General features: G+C 66.8%; 14 protein-coding genes. 8 read left to right on the forward strand and 6 right to left on the reverse strand.

All coding sequences use genetic code 11. From position 1 onward, the window contains the following. Positions 1-23: 23 nt before the first annotated feature. The gene (locus tag FO044_RS01735; protein WP_132992955.1) at positions 24-1,775 is read left to right on the forward strand and encodes a flavin-containing monooxygenase; all 1,752 of its coding nucleotides are present in this window, start codon (positions 24-26) and stop codon (positions 1,773-1,775) included. An 11-nt stretch (positions 1,776-1,786) separates the two neighbouring features. Then, positions 1,787-2,275 (forward strand): nuclear transport factor 2 family protein, encoded by a 489-nt coding sequence (locus tag FO044_RS01740; protein WP_132992956.1) that lies wholly within the window; start codon positions 1,787-1,789, stop codon positions 2,273-2,275. A gap of 62 nt (positions 2,276-2,337) precedes the next feature. On the opposite strand, the gene FO044_RS01745 is transcribed toward FO044_RS01740, so the two are convergent. Then, a complete protein-coding gene (locus FO044_RS01745) occupies positions 2,338-3,483 on the reverse strand; it encodes an FUSC family protein (protein ID WP_132992957.1) in 1,146 nt (381 codons plus the stop codon). A gap of 148 nt (positions 3,484-3,631) precedes the next feature. On the opposite strand from FO044_RS01745, the gene FO044_RS01750 reads away from it, so the two are divergent. The 3 genes from FO044_RS01750 (at position 3,632) to FO044_RS01760 (ending at position 6,536) form a co-directional block, all read left to right on the forward strand. Then, positions 3,632-4,150: a MarR family winged helix-turn-helix transcriptional regulator gene (locus FO044_RS01750; protein WP_132992958.1), complete on the forward strand. Its 519-nt coding sequence runs from the start codon at positions 3,632-3,634 to the stop codon at positions 4,148-4,150. A gap of 88 nt (positions 4,151-4,238) precedes the next feature. Beyond that, on the forward strand, positions 4,239-5,747 hold the full coding sequence (locus FO044_RS01755; protein ID WP_132992959.1) for an aldehyde dehydrogenase family protein: 1,509 nt from the start codon (positions 4,239-4,241) through the stop codon (positions 5,745-5,747). Between the two features lie 189 nt (positions 5,748-5,936). Beyond that, complete coding sequence (locus FO044_RS01760) at positions 5,937-6,536, forward strand: TetR/AcrR family transcriptional regulator (protein ID WP_132992960.1); 600 nt, start codon at positions 5,937-5,939, stop codon at positions 6,534-6,536. Between the two features lie 43 nt (positions 6,537-6,579). On the opposite strand, the gene FO044_RS01765 is transcribed toward FO044_RS01760, so the two are convergent. Both FO044_RS01765 and FO044_RS01770 read right to left on the reverse strand, forming a co-directional pair. Further along, on the reverse strand, positions 6,580-7,704 hold the full coding sequence (locus FO044_RS01765) for a class I SAM-dependent methyltransferase (protein ID WP_132992961.1): 1,125 nt from the start codon (positions 7,702-7,704) through the stop codon (positions 6,580-6,582). 300 nt (positions 7,705-8,004) lie between these two features. Then, entirely contained in the window at positions 8,005-8,877 is an 873-nt protein-coding gene (locus tag FO044_RS01770) for a LysR family transcriptional regulator (protein ID WP_132992962.1), read from the reverse strand. A 70-nt stretch (positions 8,878-8,947) separates the two neighbouring features. Between FO044_RS01770 and FO044_RS01775 the strand changes: the two genes are divergently transcribed. The 3 genes from FO044_RS01775 to FO044_RS01785 all read left to right on the forward strand — a co-directional run bounded on the left by FO044_RS01775 (position 8,948) and on the right by FO044_RS01785 (position 11,060). After that, positions 8,948-9,346, forward strand: a complete 399-nt coding sequence (locus tag FO044_RS01775) for a nuclear transport factor 2 family protein (protein ID WP_132992963.1) — start codon at positions 8,948-8,950, stop codon at positions 9,344-9,346. 269 nt (positions 9,347-9,615) lie between these two features. Continuing rightward, positions 9,616-10,053 (forward strand): VOC family protein, encoded by a 438-nt coding sequence (locus tag FO044_RS01780; RefSeq protein WP_132992964.1) that lies wholly within the window; start codon positions 9,616-9,618, stop codon positions 10,051-10,053. Positions 10,054-10,067: 14 nt separating this feature from the next. Then, positions 10,068-11,060, forward strand: coding sequence for an RNA polymerase subunit sigma-70 (locus FO044_RS01785; protein WP_268896112.1), 993 nt, complete (start codon positions 10,068-10,070; stop codon positions 11,058-11,060). A gap of 96 nt (positions 11,061-11,156) precedes the next feature. Here the strand turns inward: FO044_RS01785 and FO044_RS01790 are convergent, their stop codons facing one another. From FO044_RS01790 to FO044_RS01800, 3 genes are read right to left on the reverse strand one after another with little or no spacing between them, the layout of a single operon-like run. Beyond that, entirely contained in the window at positions 11,157-12,236 is a 1,080-nt protein-coding gene (locus tag FO044_RS01790) for an NAD(P)H-dependent flavin oxidoreductase (RefSeq protein ID WP_132992966.1), read from the reverse strand. Then, positions 12,233-12,985, reverse strand: a complete 753-nt coding sequence (locus FO044_RS01795; protein WP_186290573.1) for a CoA-transferase subunit beta — start codon at positions 12,983-12,985, stop codon at positions 12,233-12,235. The genes FO044_RS01790 and FO044_RS01795 overlap by 4 nt, the downstream gene beginning before the upstream one ends. Further along, positions 12,982-13,887 (reverse strand): CoA transferase subunit A, encoded by a 906-nt coding sequence (locus tag FO044_RS01800; protein WP_132992968.1) that lies wholly within the window; start codon positions 13,885-13,887, stop codon positions 12,982-12,984. Before FO044_RS01800 ends, FO044_RS01795 begins: the two co-directional genes overlap by 4 nt. Positions 13,888-13,889 lie beyond the last annotated feature (2 nt).

The following is a 13,889-nucleotide window of genomic DNA, read 5'->3' on the forward strand; positions in this document are numbered from 1 at the left end:
CGCGGGTAGCGAAAGGATTCGTGATGACCGAACTTCTCGAACGATCCGATGCCATCGACGGTGAGGCGGTCGCAACCGACTGGGCGCGACGTTTCGCCGCGGCGGTCGACGCGGGCGGCTCTACTGCTGATCTGTTCGTCGACGACGCGTGGTGGCGCGACCTCCTCGCATTCTCCGGCGATCTGCACAGCAGGCACGGCGAGGCTGCACTGGCTGAACAGCTGGCGTCAGCGCGAGGGGTTCTGCGAAGTCCGGTGACGGTTGTCGCACCGGCCGATTTCGTCGCCGTTCTGCCGACTGTCGACGGCGTCGTCACGGCTTTCCTGGGATTCGATACCGCAGAAGGGCGCGGGCAGGGGCTGGTGCGGCTGATCGAAGCCGGGGGTTCGTGGCGTGCGGTGTCTCTGTTCACGACGTTGGAGGAACTCCGAGAAATGCCCTTCGCGGCCGGTGCCGCCCGTCCGGACGGAAACTCGACGGACGGCAGGACCTGGCACGCGCGCCGGGCAGCCGAGCGTGACCTCGTGGACGGCGAGCCGGACGTGCTCATCGTCGGAGCGGGCCACAGTGGGCTGGGGCTGGCGGCCTACCTGCGAGCGATGGGCCTGCGCCCGCTGCTGGTGGACCAGGAGCAACGGGTCGGCGACAACTGGCGTCGCCGCTACGACTCGCTGGTACTGCACGATCCGGTGCACTACGACGAGCTGCCGTTCTTCCCGTACCCCGAGACATGGCCGGTGTTCGCGCCGAAGGAGAAGATGGGCGACTGGCTCGAGATGTACGCCTCGGCAATGGAACTCGACGTCTGGTGCGCCACAACGGTGGTCGGCGCACAGCGCGTCGCCGATCGCTGGCAGGTGTCGGTGCGACGCGCCGGATCGGATGGGGTCGAGCACACCCGGACCATTGCGCCTGCGCACATCGTCCTGGCGACGGGTGTCAGCGGCACCGTTCCGCAGCTTCCGGACATAGAAGGCGAGTTCGACGGTCCGGTGCTGCATTCCAGCGGTTATTCCGGCGGCGGTTTCGGGGGCAAGCGCGTAGTCGTAGTCGGTACCGGTAACAGCGGTCACGATGTGGCGCAGGACCTGGTGAACCAGGGCGATCAGGTGACGCTGATCCAGCGGGGACCGACCTACGTGGTCAGTTCGGGCGCGGTCGCTCAGGTCATGATGGGCGCCGCATACTCCGACACGTCTCCGCCCACCTCGATCTCGGACTACCTCGGTGCCTCGTCGCCTCACCTGTCCGCGGCGACCACGGCCGGTCTGCAAGCGGCGACCGCCGCGATGGCCGAGTTCGACGCGGATCTGCATCGGCAGTTGGCCGCAGCGGGATTCGTGCTGTCGTCGGGTGAGGACGGCACGGGTTCCATGCGCCTGTTCCTCGGTCGTGGAGGCGGCTACTACATCGACGTCGGGTGCAGCCGGCACATCGCCGACGGCACGATCGCGGTCCGATCCGGGGTCTCGGTCACCGCGTTCGACGGTACGGGCATCGTGCTGTCGGACGGGACCCGGATAGACGCCGATGCGGTGATCCTGGCGACGGGCTTCGGCGGTATGGAGAACACGGCCCGTCAGATCTTCGGAGCGGATCTTGCCGACAGATGCGGTCCGGTCTGGGGCCTCGACGATGAGGGCGAGGTGCGCGGTGTCTGGCGGCGTACCGCGCAGCCGGGGTTCTGGTTCTCAGGCGGCAATCTCGGATTCGCCCGCTTCTATAACCGCTACCTCGCACTGGCGATCGGCCAGGACGTGCTCGCAACCAACTGAAAGGGCATTCAATGAAGATCGACGATCTACTGGAGATCGAGGAGATTCGTCAGCTCCGACTGGCCTACTCCAACTACTTCGACGGGCACGACACCGAGCGACTCAAGACCCTGTTCTGCGAAGATGCGGTCTGTGAGTTTCCAGAGGAGTTCGGCGGGAACTGGGTGGGTCGGGACACCATCGTCGCCAACTTCAGCAAGGAGCTGACCCGGCTCGGGGAGCCTTATGACACCATGCACGTTGTCGCCAATCCGTGGATCACGCTGACCGGACCCGACACGGCGCACGGACGGTGCTATTTGATCGACCTGCTCACCCGGCAGCAGGCTGGCACGGGTGACTACGAGACGCGGGGCGGTCACGACAACCCATTGCTCTTCCTGGGTATGTACGAGGATGACTACCGCAAGGTCGACGGCGAGTGGAAGTTCGCCAACATCAAGCTGCCCTTCTTCTGGCCGGAGCGCACGTTCGAGCAGGTACGTAGACCAGACGTCTGAGCTCGGACGGTACGCGGCGGAGGCCGGCCCTCGTTCGCCGCGTTCTTATCGATGCTGCACCGTCAGGCCAGGCGGCTTCCCGGCAGGTGGTCCGTGGCGCTGATCGTCAGAGCGGCCACGATGATGCCGACGACGATGCCGATGAGGGTGTCCGCGATCCGGTCTACCGCGGCCGCGGGGCTCAGCCCGGCGCCGAGGGCGGTGAGCAGCAGGGCCATCGGTGTCACGGCGGTGGAGCAGATCGCGTAGTTGATCGGCGCGGTGATCTCGGCGATCGTCTGGAAGACGATGATCGCCACCACTGCGCCCCAATAGCCGAGGGGGAGGGCGAGCAGTCCGGCGGCGATGGCGGCGCCGGTGATGTTGCCGATCAGTCGGGCGATTCCGCGGGAGACGGTGACGTGGAAGTCCACGCCCTGAAGTGCTGCGATCGCACCCATCGCCGCCCACATCGGATGATCGAGACCGATGGCTGCGGCTATCACCGCGCTCGCGGCGGACGCGATCATCATCCGGCCCGCGATGGCGAGCAGGTATCGCTGACCTCCGTGCGAGAGAGCGCGCAGAACCGAGTCGTATGCCGAGGTGTCGGGTTCGGGGACGGCCGGACCGTTCGCGAGGGCCCGGCGCGCGTGCGCGTACAGCCAGGGGGCCAGTGAGGCGACGGCGCCGAGTACGCCGCCGATCGCGGCTGCGGCCATCGCCCGGCCGAGATCTGTCAGATCGTGAACGAAGCCGGCAGCGGCAGCGGCGGCGAAGACGAAGACCACGGCGCCCGGTCCGGCGATCCGCAGCGCACCGATGAAGATCGCGGCGACGCCGGCCAGCAGGGACACGGCCACGGTTTCGGTGGCGAGCCCACCGCCCGACAGTCCGACCACTCCGCCGACGGCGGTCGAGAGGGTGAGTCCGATACCGAGTGCGATCAACCGGCCCACGCGGATCCGGTACGGGTCAGCCCGGCAGAACGCGGAGACGAGAGCGCCCAGAGCGGCGAAGCCCGCGATGTCGCGCATCCCCAGGAGTCCGCCCGCGATAAGCACCAGGCCGACGGCGATTCCGACGCGGAGCGGTACGGCGTATCCGGCCTTGCTCAGATCCACTGCGAGCGCGCTGCGCCACGACACCGCACGCATCGGGTGTGCGAGGGCGGCTGCGCGCGACGGGGCGGTCCTGTCGGCCGAGGGAGCGTCGCTGCGTGTCGTCATGAGGGTACTCTATCAGTAGTTCACTAGTGAAGTAAATGTCTGGATCGCCACACTGGCTCTGGAGTCCCGCGTCGCTGGGGCCGTGCGGTTCGGTGCGACGCACCGCGTCTCACCTGGCCTCCGATGTGTGCGGGCGTAGGCTCGACCTGTGTCGCAGGAAGCCTCGAGGTCCGACCCGGTCGACCCGGTCGATCGCATCCAGGCCGAATGGGCCCGGTCGTATCCGCATCTGGACGTCGCGCCGATCGGCGTGCTCGGCCGCATTCAGCGCGTCGCGACTGTGTCGAGTCAGCGGCTCGACCGGAATCTGGAGCGGCACGGTGTGAGTCGTGCCGAGTTCGATCTCCTCGGTGCTCTCGCACGCGCAGACGAACCGATCCGGGCCAGCGAGGTGGTGTCCACGACACTGCTCAGCGCCGCTTACGTCACCAAGCTCTCCGACGCGCTCGTGCGCCGCGGGCTGATCCGCCGCCGCAAGTCGGCGCGGGACGGCCGCGTCGTCCTCCTCGAGATCACCGAATCCGGACAGTCGGTGGTGGATGAGGAGCTACCGCAGCGGTTGGCTGACGATGAGGATGTGCTCGCCGACCTGTCTGCTGCCGAGCGTGAGACGCTGGTCGCACTGCTGCGTAAAGTGTCGCGGTCCCTGAGTGACCAGCGCATGTGACGTGCAACACGCGTCTCGCGTAGGATTGGGACACTCCCGAGATTTCGTCTCTCTCGGGCTGGACCATGCTATGGAAGCGGAGGTTGGCATGACCAAGCCAGCAGAGGTAAATGTGCGCGCCGGAGACAAGGTGTCGTCCGAAACTCACACCATGGAGGAACTCCTCGAGATCCAGAGGGCCGCGTTTCTTCGCGACGGCATTCCCGACGGCAGGACGCGCATCGACCGGATCGCCCGGCTCGGTCAGCTGCTCCTCGACAACGCGGACGAGATCACCGAGGCCCTGAACGCCGACTTCGGAACCCGGCCCCGTGAACTGTCGGTCGCCACCGATGTCGCCGGATGCATGATCGACATCACTCACCAGCGTCGCGGCGTCGAGAAGTGGATGGCGGAGGAGAACGTCGCCAAGATCCAGGGCCTCCTCGGATACAAGCAGCGTCTGCGCCACGACCCGCTCGGCGTGGTCGGGATCATGGGGCCGTGGAACTTCCCGCTGCAGCTCACCTTCGTGCCCGCCGCGTCGGCGTTCGCCGCAGGCAACCGGGTGCTGATGCGTCCGTCATCGGTCACCGCGAAGACCACCGAGGTGATCGCACGCCACGCGCCCGACTACTTCTCGATCGACGAACTCGCCGTCATCACCAGCAAGCACGGCGGCGGTGCCGACTTCGCGAAGCTGACGGTCGACCACATGTTCTTCACCGGTTCGCCCGAGGTCGGGTCGTCCGTCGCGCAGGAGGCGGCCAAGAACCTGGTGCCGGTCACGCTCGAGTTGGGCGGCAAGAACCCGGCCATCGTCGATGCGACCACTGACATCACCGAGGCGGCGAACTTCCTCGCCGATGCGCGCATGATCAACGGCGGTCAGGTGTGCCTGTGCCCCGACTACGTGTTCGTGCCGGAGAGCAAGGTCGGCGAGTTCACCGAGAAGGTGGTCGCCCGCTGGACGAAGAACTTCCCGACCGTTCTGGACAATGTGCAGTACACCTCAACGATCAACGAGAAGAACTACAAGCGGATCGTCGGTCTCATCGACGACGCCGTGGAACTCGGTGCCACCAAGCACCAGGTGATCCCGAACGGCGAGGCACTGCCGGACAGCGAGGCGCGGAAGATTCCGCCGACTGTTCTGACCGGTGTGAAGGCGGGTATGAAGATCGAGGAGGACGAGGTGTTCGGCCCGGTTCTCACCGTGTACCCGTACCGGAATCTGTCGGAGGCGATCGAGAAGATCAACTCTGCCGGACATCCGCTCACCATGTACTGGGTCGGCGACGATAACGACAACCTGCAGCGGGTGGCCGACAGCACTCGAAGCGGTTCGATCAGTGGCAACGACTTCGCATTGCATCTGCTCTCGGGTGGTCTTCCGTTCGGCGGAGTCGGCAAGTCGGGGATGGGCAGCTACCACGGCAAGTTCGGCTTCGACACGTTCAGTCATGCGCGTGCGGTGACGGTGTCGTCGATGCCGATCAAGTTCGCCGAGAACGTGGTTCCGCCGTTCGCCAAGCGCGACGTCCGCGTCACCGATCTGCAGATGAAGCTGTGGCGCTTCTTCAACGGACGTGCCGCCCGCAAGGCTGCTCGCCGGTAGTCCCACGGGGGCTCTCGATGGTTGAGCCTCGTCCGAGGCGCCAGCCGAGTTTCGAAACCCCGCACACCACACCGAAACCGCGGTGACGTCCACCCAGACGTCACCGCGGTTTCGTGCGTCCGACCCGCAATCTCCTCACTGAAACCAAGCACTTGCTAGGGTGAATGGGATCGTTGTGAGGAGACAGGTTTGGCGTCGAAGACCACCGCGTCGGGGTTGTCCCGCCGTGACGAACTGCTCGGGATCGCCGGTGAGCTCTTCGCTGAGCGAGGGCTGCGTTCGACGACGGTCCGCGATATCGCGGACACGGCGGGGATCCTCTCCGGGAGTCTCTATCACCACTTCGACTCGAAGGAGTCGATGGTCGACGAACTGCTGCGCGACTTCCTCGACGAGCTGTTCGCGCGATACCGCGAGATCGAGGCCGCCCAGCTGAATGCGGCAGACACGCTGCGGCAGTTGGTCATCGCCTCGTTCGAGTCGATCGACAGCCGGCATACCGCAGTCGCGATCTATCAGAACGAAGCGCGGCAGCTCGCGGGCCAGGAGAGGTTCGCATACATAAGTGAACGCAATGTCGAGTTCCGCGCTCTGTGGGAATCGGTTCTCCGACGCGGGGTCGCCGACGGCGATTTCCGGTCCGATCTGGACGTCGACCTCGTCTACCGTTTCCTCCGCGACACGGTGTGGGTGGCGGTGCGCTGGTACCGCCCAGGCGGATCCAAGTCGGTCGACGACATCGCCGAGCAGTATCTCCGCGTCGTTCTCGATGGGGTACTGCCGCGTTGACGGCGTGCTCGCAGACGCCCGCGTCACAGCGGTTGGGCGGCGACTACGTCCGTCGTGACGCCGTGACCGTGAACTTCCGATTCCGGGCGATCTCGCGGGTCGGACCGACAATCGCCGTCAACGCCCCGCGGTACCGCAGGTGCGAATTCCACACGCACCACAGCTCGCCGCCCGGGGCGAGCACACGCGCAGTATCCCGGAACAGGTGATGGGCGATCCCGGTCGACAGGGTGGCGTCGCTGTGGAACGGCGGGTTCAGCAGCACGAGTTCCCGGGAGGCGTCCGCCACCGACTCCAGTGCGTCGGCGCGCTCGACGTGAACGCGGTCGGCGACGTCATTGGCGGCAGCCGTGGCACGGGCCGACGCCGCTGCGGCCGCCGAACGGTCGACGGCCAGGACCGACAGCCCGGGGCGGGACAGTGCGAGCCTGCTCGCGACCACCCCCGTGCCGCATGCCAGGTCGACGGCGCTCGTCGTGTCGGGTAGCGCCCCGTCGAGGACGGACAGCAGGAATCGCGTGCCGATGTCGACTCGCGTGCCGGCGAACACTCCGCCGTGCGCGGCGATGGTGAGGTCGAGATCATCGTGTCGCTGCATGCGGGGCCAACCGGCGAGCTGCTCGGCGCCGATCGATGGGCGCGGCTCACGCGCGAACAGCACGCGCGACTTCTGCCGGGCAAGACTCACGTCGACGCGGCCGAAGAGTCCGCCCAGGACGTCGTTCATCGCCACAGACATGTGCTTGATCCGTCCGCCGGCGACCACGACGACGTCGGGATCGGCGTGAGCGGCGACGAGTGCCGCGATCTCGGCGAGACGGTCCAGGGAGCGCGGCAGCCTCATCAGGACGACTCGGGAGTCGGTCACCGTGGTCGAGTCGAACGGCAGCGACCGGCACTCGGTGACGTTCAGCCGCTCGGCGTTGGCGGCCAGAGCCCGCTCTCCCGTGATCAGATCCTGGTGGACCCGAAGGTCGGTCGCACCGGCCGCCGTCGCCCCGATCGCGAGTGCGCCGTAGGCGTCGTCGATGACCGAGACCGCGCCCGCAGGCGCGTCCCGCAGGAACGGGTCGGCCTCGTCGAGGATCAGCCGATCGGCGGCGTCCACCGCGAGCAGTCCGGTTCCTTCGACGTCCGGGTGACGCCGCAGCGCGCTCAAGTCCACCATCAGAGGTTACCGAGACGAGCATCCGCGCTGGACGGGCGTGACCCTCCCGGTGGCGTGCGGCATCCCCTCGGTGGTCGTCCGGCTCGATCGTCGAGGGCGCCCCTCGCTGGTTGAGCGAGCGTCGCGAGTCGAAGCCGGGTGTCACCTCACGCGTCTCCGTGCGGTGATTTCGACTCGGCCGACAGTCGCTTCGCTTCGTGCTGTCCGGCTCAATCGTCGAGGGGTCTTGTCGGTCGTCGAGGGCTGTCCCCTCGCTGGTTGAGCGAGCGCAGCGAGTCGAAACCCGACTGCCGTATCGCGTCAGGCCTCGAGGCACTCGGCGAGCGAGGCGGTCATCGCTCGTGCGGCGGCGGACGGTCCCGAACAGCAGGCGAGTGACAGCGACGTCCGGCGCGAACGTGCGATCGGGATCGAGGTGAGTCCCGGTCTTGACGACGCCATTGATGCGGTGAGCAGTCCGATGCCGCTGCCGAGTTCGACCAGCGCAAGGATGGCCTCGGGGGAGTGGGCGGCCACGGCCGGAATCACGGAGGCCTGTTCGGCAGCGCAGGTCGAGGCCAGCGCGGCGCGGACTCCGGTGCCGTCCGGAAGTGAGATGACGGTCGCGTCCGACAGTTCCGACACGGAGACGCGATCTCGCGGTGCCCACGGGTGGTCCGCCGGCACGACGGCGGCGAGGGGCTCGCGGATCAGCTGCTGCGCTGAGATCTCGGCGGGCAGCGGTGTCGCGTGGGCGACGACCGCGACGTCGAGCCGGCCGCGGATCAGATCTGCGATCAGCCGGTCGGAATTATCTTCGACTACCGACACCGAGACATCGGGATGCGCCGAGCGGAAGGCTGCGAATCCCTGCAGATAGCCGGGAACCGTGCAGCCGATGACGGTACCGAGGCGCACGTGCCCGCGAACCAGCTCCGAGAGCTCGTCGGCCACGGTCCGAACTGCCTGCACGGACTGCTGGACCTCTCGGGCGTGCTTCAGGATCTCCTCGCCCGCAGCAGTCGGGGTGACGGTGCGTCCGACTCGATCTAACAGTCGGTGCCCGAGTTCGTGCTCCAGCTTGGCGATCTGCGCGCTGACGCCCGACTGGCTCACCATCACTTCGGCTGCGGCAGCGGTGAACGATCCGTTGTCTGCCACCGCGACCAGGTAACGCAGCTGATGGAGTTCCATAACCAGTGATTCTAGTTGTTAGATGAACTAGCTGTTGGACGTATGCGACGGACCGGCCGAGTATGAAGTCATGGACACGACCACTGACAAGCCAGCACTCTCGCCCCGGCAGATCGCCGAACTCTACGTCGACTGCTGGCAGCGTAAGGACTTCGCCGATCTGCGCCCGTACCTCGCCGCACACTGCGAGTTCACCGGTGTGTTCGGCACCGCGTCGGGCCCAGACGAGTTCCTTCGCGGGTTGAACGGAATGGCGGCGGGAACCGACACCCTCGAAGTGCGCACCCGCCTGGCCGACGACTCCGACGTCATCACCTGGTTCGACCTCGGCATGGGCGGCGCTCCGGCCACCGCCGTCGCCAATTGGACGCACGTGGACGGCGGGCTCATCACCCATGTGGCCGTCACGTTCGATCCACGGGAGATCCTCGCGGCTCGCCGACAGAGCGGGCCTTACCTCGCTGGTTGAGCGAGCGCAGCGAGTCGAAACCGGGTGTCACCTCACGCGTGTGTCCGTGCGGTGATTTCGACTCGGCCGACAGTCGCTTCGCTCCGTGTCGTCCGGCTCAATCGTCGAGGGGCCTTCTCGGTCGTCGAGGGCCCGTCCCCTCGATGGTTGAGCGAGCGCAGCGAGTCGAAACCGAGCGCCTCGGTCCAACACCGATCAGTTTCGACCATCCGGCCGGTCTATATCTGTGACGGCATTCCACAGCAGTGCCGCAGACCACGGAGGCTCCCATGCACCAGATGATTTTCGTGAACCTGCCCGTCGCCGACCTCGAGCGCTCGCGCACGTTCTTCACATCGATGGGCTACACGTTCGACGACCGGTTCTGCGACGGCAACGCGCTCTCGCTGGTGCTCGGCGAATCGATCATCGCCATGCTTCTGCAGCGCGACTTCTACCAGACCTTCGTTCCGGAGAAGCAGGTCGCCGATGCGAAGACGACGAGCGGCGCCCTGCTCGCTCTCAGCGCCGACAGCCGCGACGAAGTCGACGAACTGAAGGACAAGGCGGTGGCCGCCGGAGCGACACTCGGTCGTACGGAAGACCACGGATTCATGTACGGCTGCTCGTTCGACGACCTCGACGGCCACACCTGGGAGATCATGTGGATGGACCAGGCCGCAGTGGAGGTCGGTCCGGAGGAGTTCGTCAAGCAGCAACAGGGCTGACCGACAAACAGGGACTGACGCAGTCTCGCCGAACGGACGAGGATTCGACCATGACCGTTACCGACCGGTCCTTCGAAGATCTGACGGCGTCGATGCGCGCCGAGCTGCTGGTGCACTGCTACCGCATGCTCGGCTCGGCGACCGACGCCGAAGACGTGCTGCAGGAGGTGTACCTGCGTGCGTGGAAGGCGTTTCACCGCTTCGAGGGCCGATCGTCGGTCCGGACCTGGATGTACAAGATCGCGACGAACACCTGTCTCACCGCGCTGGAAGGTCGGTCCCGTCGGCCGTTGCCGACGGGGCTGGGGACCGAGTCGTCGGATCCGCGCGAGCCCGTAGTCGCCGATGAGGAGCGGTTGTGGTTGCAGCCGCTGCCGGATGCTGCGCTCGGCGATCCGCTGACCGCGGCCGTGGTGCGCGAGACGGTGGGGCTGGCGATGGTCGCCGCCCTGCAGGATCTTCCGGCACGGCAGCGCGCGGTCCTCATCCTTCGCGATGTGCTCGCCTTCAGTGCCGCGGAAACCGCGACGGCGCTGGATATGTCGGTTGCCGCCGCGAACAGTGCGCTGGCGCGGGCACGGACCACGATGGGCGAGGGGACACCGCGGGAGGAACGACGGGCCGCCGAACTCACCGAGCGTGAGCGGGCGGTGTGGGCTGACTTCTGCACGGCGTTCGAGCAGCACGACATCGAGGGCGTGGTGTCCGTCCTGGCGGCCGACGCAGTGTGGGAGATGCCGCCGTTCCCCGGCTGGTACCTCGGGGCACGCGAGATCGGCGAGCTCACCCGCGTGCAGTGCCCCGCAGTGGCGCCCGGGGACATCAAGATGCTTCAGACCACGTGCAACGGCATGCCCGCTGCCGGCATGTACATGCGCGACGGCGACGTCTGGCGCAGCTTTCAGCTCGACGTCCTCAGCATCGTCGACGGCGAGGTGGCACATGTGGGCGCATTCTTCGACCCGAAGCTGTTCGCGATGGCGGGGCTGCCCGTCGAAGTGAGGTAGTTCGGTCGCATTACCAGCACGTATCTGCCGGAGATCGGCGAATCGCGTCGAGTAATCGAGCGGTACGTGCTGGTAATGCCGAGACCGGCCTCACGATCAGCGGGGCAGTGCCGCCAGCCGGGCGTGCGCCTGCCCCATGATCGACTGAATCAACTCGTCGCACGACGGCAGACTGTCGATGAGGCCGACGACCTGACCTGACGCGAGGACCCCGGCTTCGGTATTGCCCTCGACGAGTCCGGCCTTCAGAAGCATGGGGGTGTTGCCCGCCATGATGATCTGCTGCCACGTCCGCTCGCCGGACTTCTTCATCGACGCGCCGTCGCGCAGCATCGTCGTCCACCGCATTCCGGTGAGTTGCTTGAACTCGTTGGCATTGCGTGCCGCGGCCACCAGAGCCTTTGCGCGCGAACCGCTTTCGAGAGCCTGCACCAACTGGGTGCGCAGCACTCGGTGCGGCATGCCGTCCACCTTGGTGGAGACGACGGTGTCGTTCAGCCCGCGCTGCAGGTACTCCTGCTTCACGGTGTCGGGCACCGCCGAATCGGAGGTGAGCAGGAAGCGGGTCCCCATCGCGACGCCCTCGGCGCCGTAAGCGAGCGCCGCTATCAGACCGCGTCCGTCGAAGAAGCCGCCTGCGGCGACCACCGGGATCGACGTCTTCCCGGTCTCGTCGGCGAGTGCGTCCACCACGGAAGGGAGCAGCAGCGTGGTCGCGACCGGGCCGGTGTGCCCACCGCCCTCGCCACCCTGCACGATCACCGCGTCAGCACCCCACGAAGCGACCTTCACCGCGTGCTTGGCGGCGCCGATCGACGGGATCACGGCTAGTCCGTGATCCTTGAGCTTGGCGATCAGCTCCTTCTTCGGAGCGAGCGCGAACGATGCGACTTTGACGCCCTCCCGGATCATCAGGTCGACGCGTTCCTCGGCATCGGTCGCATCTGCCCGCAGGTTGACGCCGAACGGCTTGTCCGTGAGCGTCTTCGTCTTCTTGATCGCGAACTCGAGCTCGTCGTAGGTCATCGTCGCCGAGGCGAGGATCCCGAGCCCGCCGGCGTTGGCGGTCGCCGCCGTCAGCGACGGCCCTGACACCCAGCCCATGCCGGTCTGCACGATCGGGTACTTCACCCCGACCAGATCGGTGAACCGCGTGTTCAGTGCGGGCTGCGTCACGACTTCACCTCGCGGTTGCGAACGCCCTTGGGATCGATGACCTCCCGGACGATCTGCAGCTGCTCGTCGGTCGGGGTCGCGGTGACCGAGGCCTGCTCGACGCCGGCGATCGGGAATCCCGTGCTCTCGGCGACCTCGTCCGCGGTGACGCCCGGATGCAGTGACAGCGCCTGCATCGTGTGGCCGGGTCCGTTGAAGTCGAAGACGCCCAGGTTCGTGACGATGCGGTGGATGTTCAGCGAGTCGTACGCCGGGTTGCGTTCGTCGACCTTGTCGAAGCCGACGCCCGACACGATGTCGACGGTGTCGGTGAACACGCGCGTCGAATGGCGGGCCACCCAGTAGCTGGTCGGGTGGTTGATGGAGTTGCCGGGTGCGCCGCGAACACCGAACATCTGCCGCGTCGGATGCTGCAGCGGACCGAACGCCGACAGGTTCTGGTTGCCGAACCGGTCAATCTGGTTGGCGCCCATCACCACGTGGCGCCGCCCGGAGGCGACGACGTCGAACACCCGGCGGAAAGGCATCCATCCCTCCTCGGCGCCGCCCTTGCCGATGGCCGGGGTGTCCGCGAGGATGCGCGCTTCACCGTCGGTGATGAGCATGTCGGGTTCGGTGGTCAGACGTGCGAGGCGGGCCCCGATCAGCGGGGTCGGCGCCATCGGCGACGCCATGATCTCGCCTGCTCCGGTGAAGATGTCCGCGCATGCGGTGACGCAGTACTCGGCGCGGGTGATGTCCTGGCTCACTGTGCGTTCTCCTTCTGAGCTTCCTGCTCGGCCTGCCAGCGGGTGACCTCGGTCTGATAGGTGGCTTCGTCGACGTCGAGGAACCGGGTGCGGAACGCCGACCAGGTCTCGTCGTCGGCTGCCGATTCGACGTAAAACCGCTGGAACGCCTCGTCGCGGCCGTACTCGCCGGCGAGAGTGAAGTGCGCGCCGTTCGGGGCGTGCACTACGCGGTCGACGTTCATCCGGTTGACCAGCAGTCGCTCGCGGGCGACCTCGGCCATCAGTTCCTCGGTGGTGACGATGCGATCGGTCTCCACGTACCGGCGTTGCGCCGCACCGAGATACAGGTCGTCGAAGTACGGATCGATACCCGTGTACGCGGCGTTGCCGTGCTTATCGGCGACGTCGAGATGAACGAACGCGGCGTCGAGTTTCAGGGCAGGCATCGCGACGAGCGTCTGCGTTCGTCCGTCGGCGTCCGGGTACGGCGACTCGACGGTCTTGAGTTCGCCCTCCCAGAAGTCGAAGACGGCCGAGCCCAGGCCTGCGCGGATCGGGAGGAACGGGAGACGGGCGGCGGCCGCCTCCAGCCCGCACTTGATCATGCCCTCGTCGACCTCACGCGACTCGATGGTCCCGCTGGTGCGGGCCCGCGCGAACCACGGATCGTAGAACGGCGCCGAGTCGAGTGACACGAACCCGTAGTACGCGCGCTTCACTTTCCCTGCAGCGCACAGCAACCCGAGTTCCGGTCCGCCGTAGGTGACGACTGTCAGGTCCTTCACGTTCGAACGTGCGATGGCGCGCACCAGTGCCATCGGCTTGCGGCGCGATCCCCAGCCGCCGAGGCCGATGGTCATGCCGTCGGACAGTTCGGCGACGACGTCATCGAGCGAACTCGTCTTGTCGGTGAAACCCATGA

Source organism: Gordonia zhaorongruii (assembly GCF_007559005.1).
Taxonomy (GTDB): Bacteria; Actinomycetota; Actinomycetes; order Mycobacteriales; family Mycobacteriaceae; genus Gordonia; species Gordonia zhaorongruii.

Bases quoted from the DNA above. Each gene is read 5' to 3' on its own strand.
- FO044_RS01765 (WP_132992961.1), bottom strand. From the start codon at position 7,704: ATGGTGGACTTGAGCGCGCTGCGGCGTCACCCGGACGTCGAAGGAACC.
- FO044_RS01740 (WP_132992956.1), top strand. From the start codon at position 1,787: ATGAAGATCGACGATCTACTGGAGATCGAGGAGATTCGTCAGCTCCGA.
- FO044_RS01775 (WP_132992963.1), top strand. From the start codon at position 8,948: ATGGACACGACCACTGACAAGCCAGCACTCTCGCCCCGGCAGATCGCC.
- FO044_RS01800 (WP_132992968.1), bottom strand. From the start codon at position 13,887: ATGGGTTTCACCGACAAGACGAGTTCGCTCGATGACGTCGTCGCCGAA.
- FO044_RS01780 (WP_132992964.1), top strand. From the start codon at position 9,616: ATGCACCAGATGATTTTCGTGAACCTGCCCGTCGCCGACCTCGAGCGC.
- FO044_RS01745 (WP_132992957.1), bottom strand. From the start codon at position 3,483: ATGACGACACGCAGCGACGCTCCCTCGGCCGACAGGACCGCCCCGTCG.
- FO044_RS01735 (WP_132992955.1), top strand. From the start codon at position 24: ATGACCGAACTTCTCGAACGATCCGATGCCATCGACGGTGAGGCGGTC.
- FO044_RS01770 (WP_132992962.1), bottom strand. From the start codon at position 8,877: ATGGAACTCCATCAGCTGCGTTACCTGGTCGCGGTGGCAGACAACGGA.
- FO044_RS01755 (WP_132992959.1), top strand. From the start codon at position 4,239: ATGACCAAGCCAGCAGAGGTAAATGTGCGCGCCGGAGACAAGGTGTCG.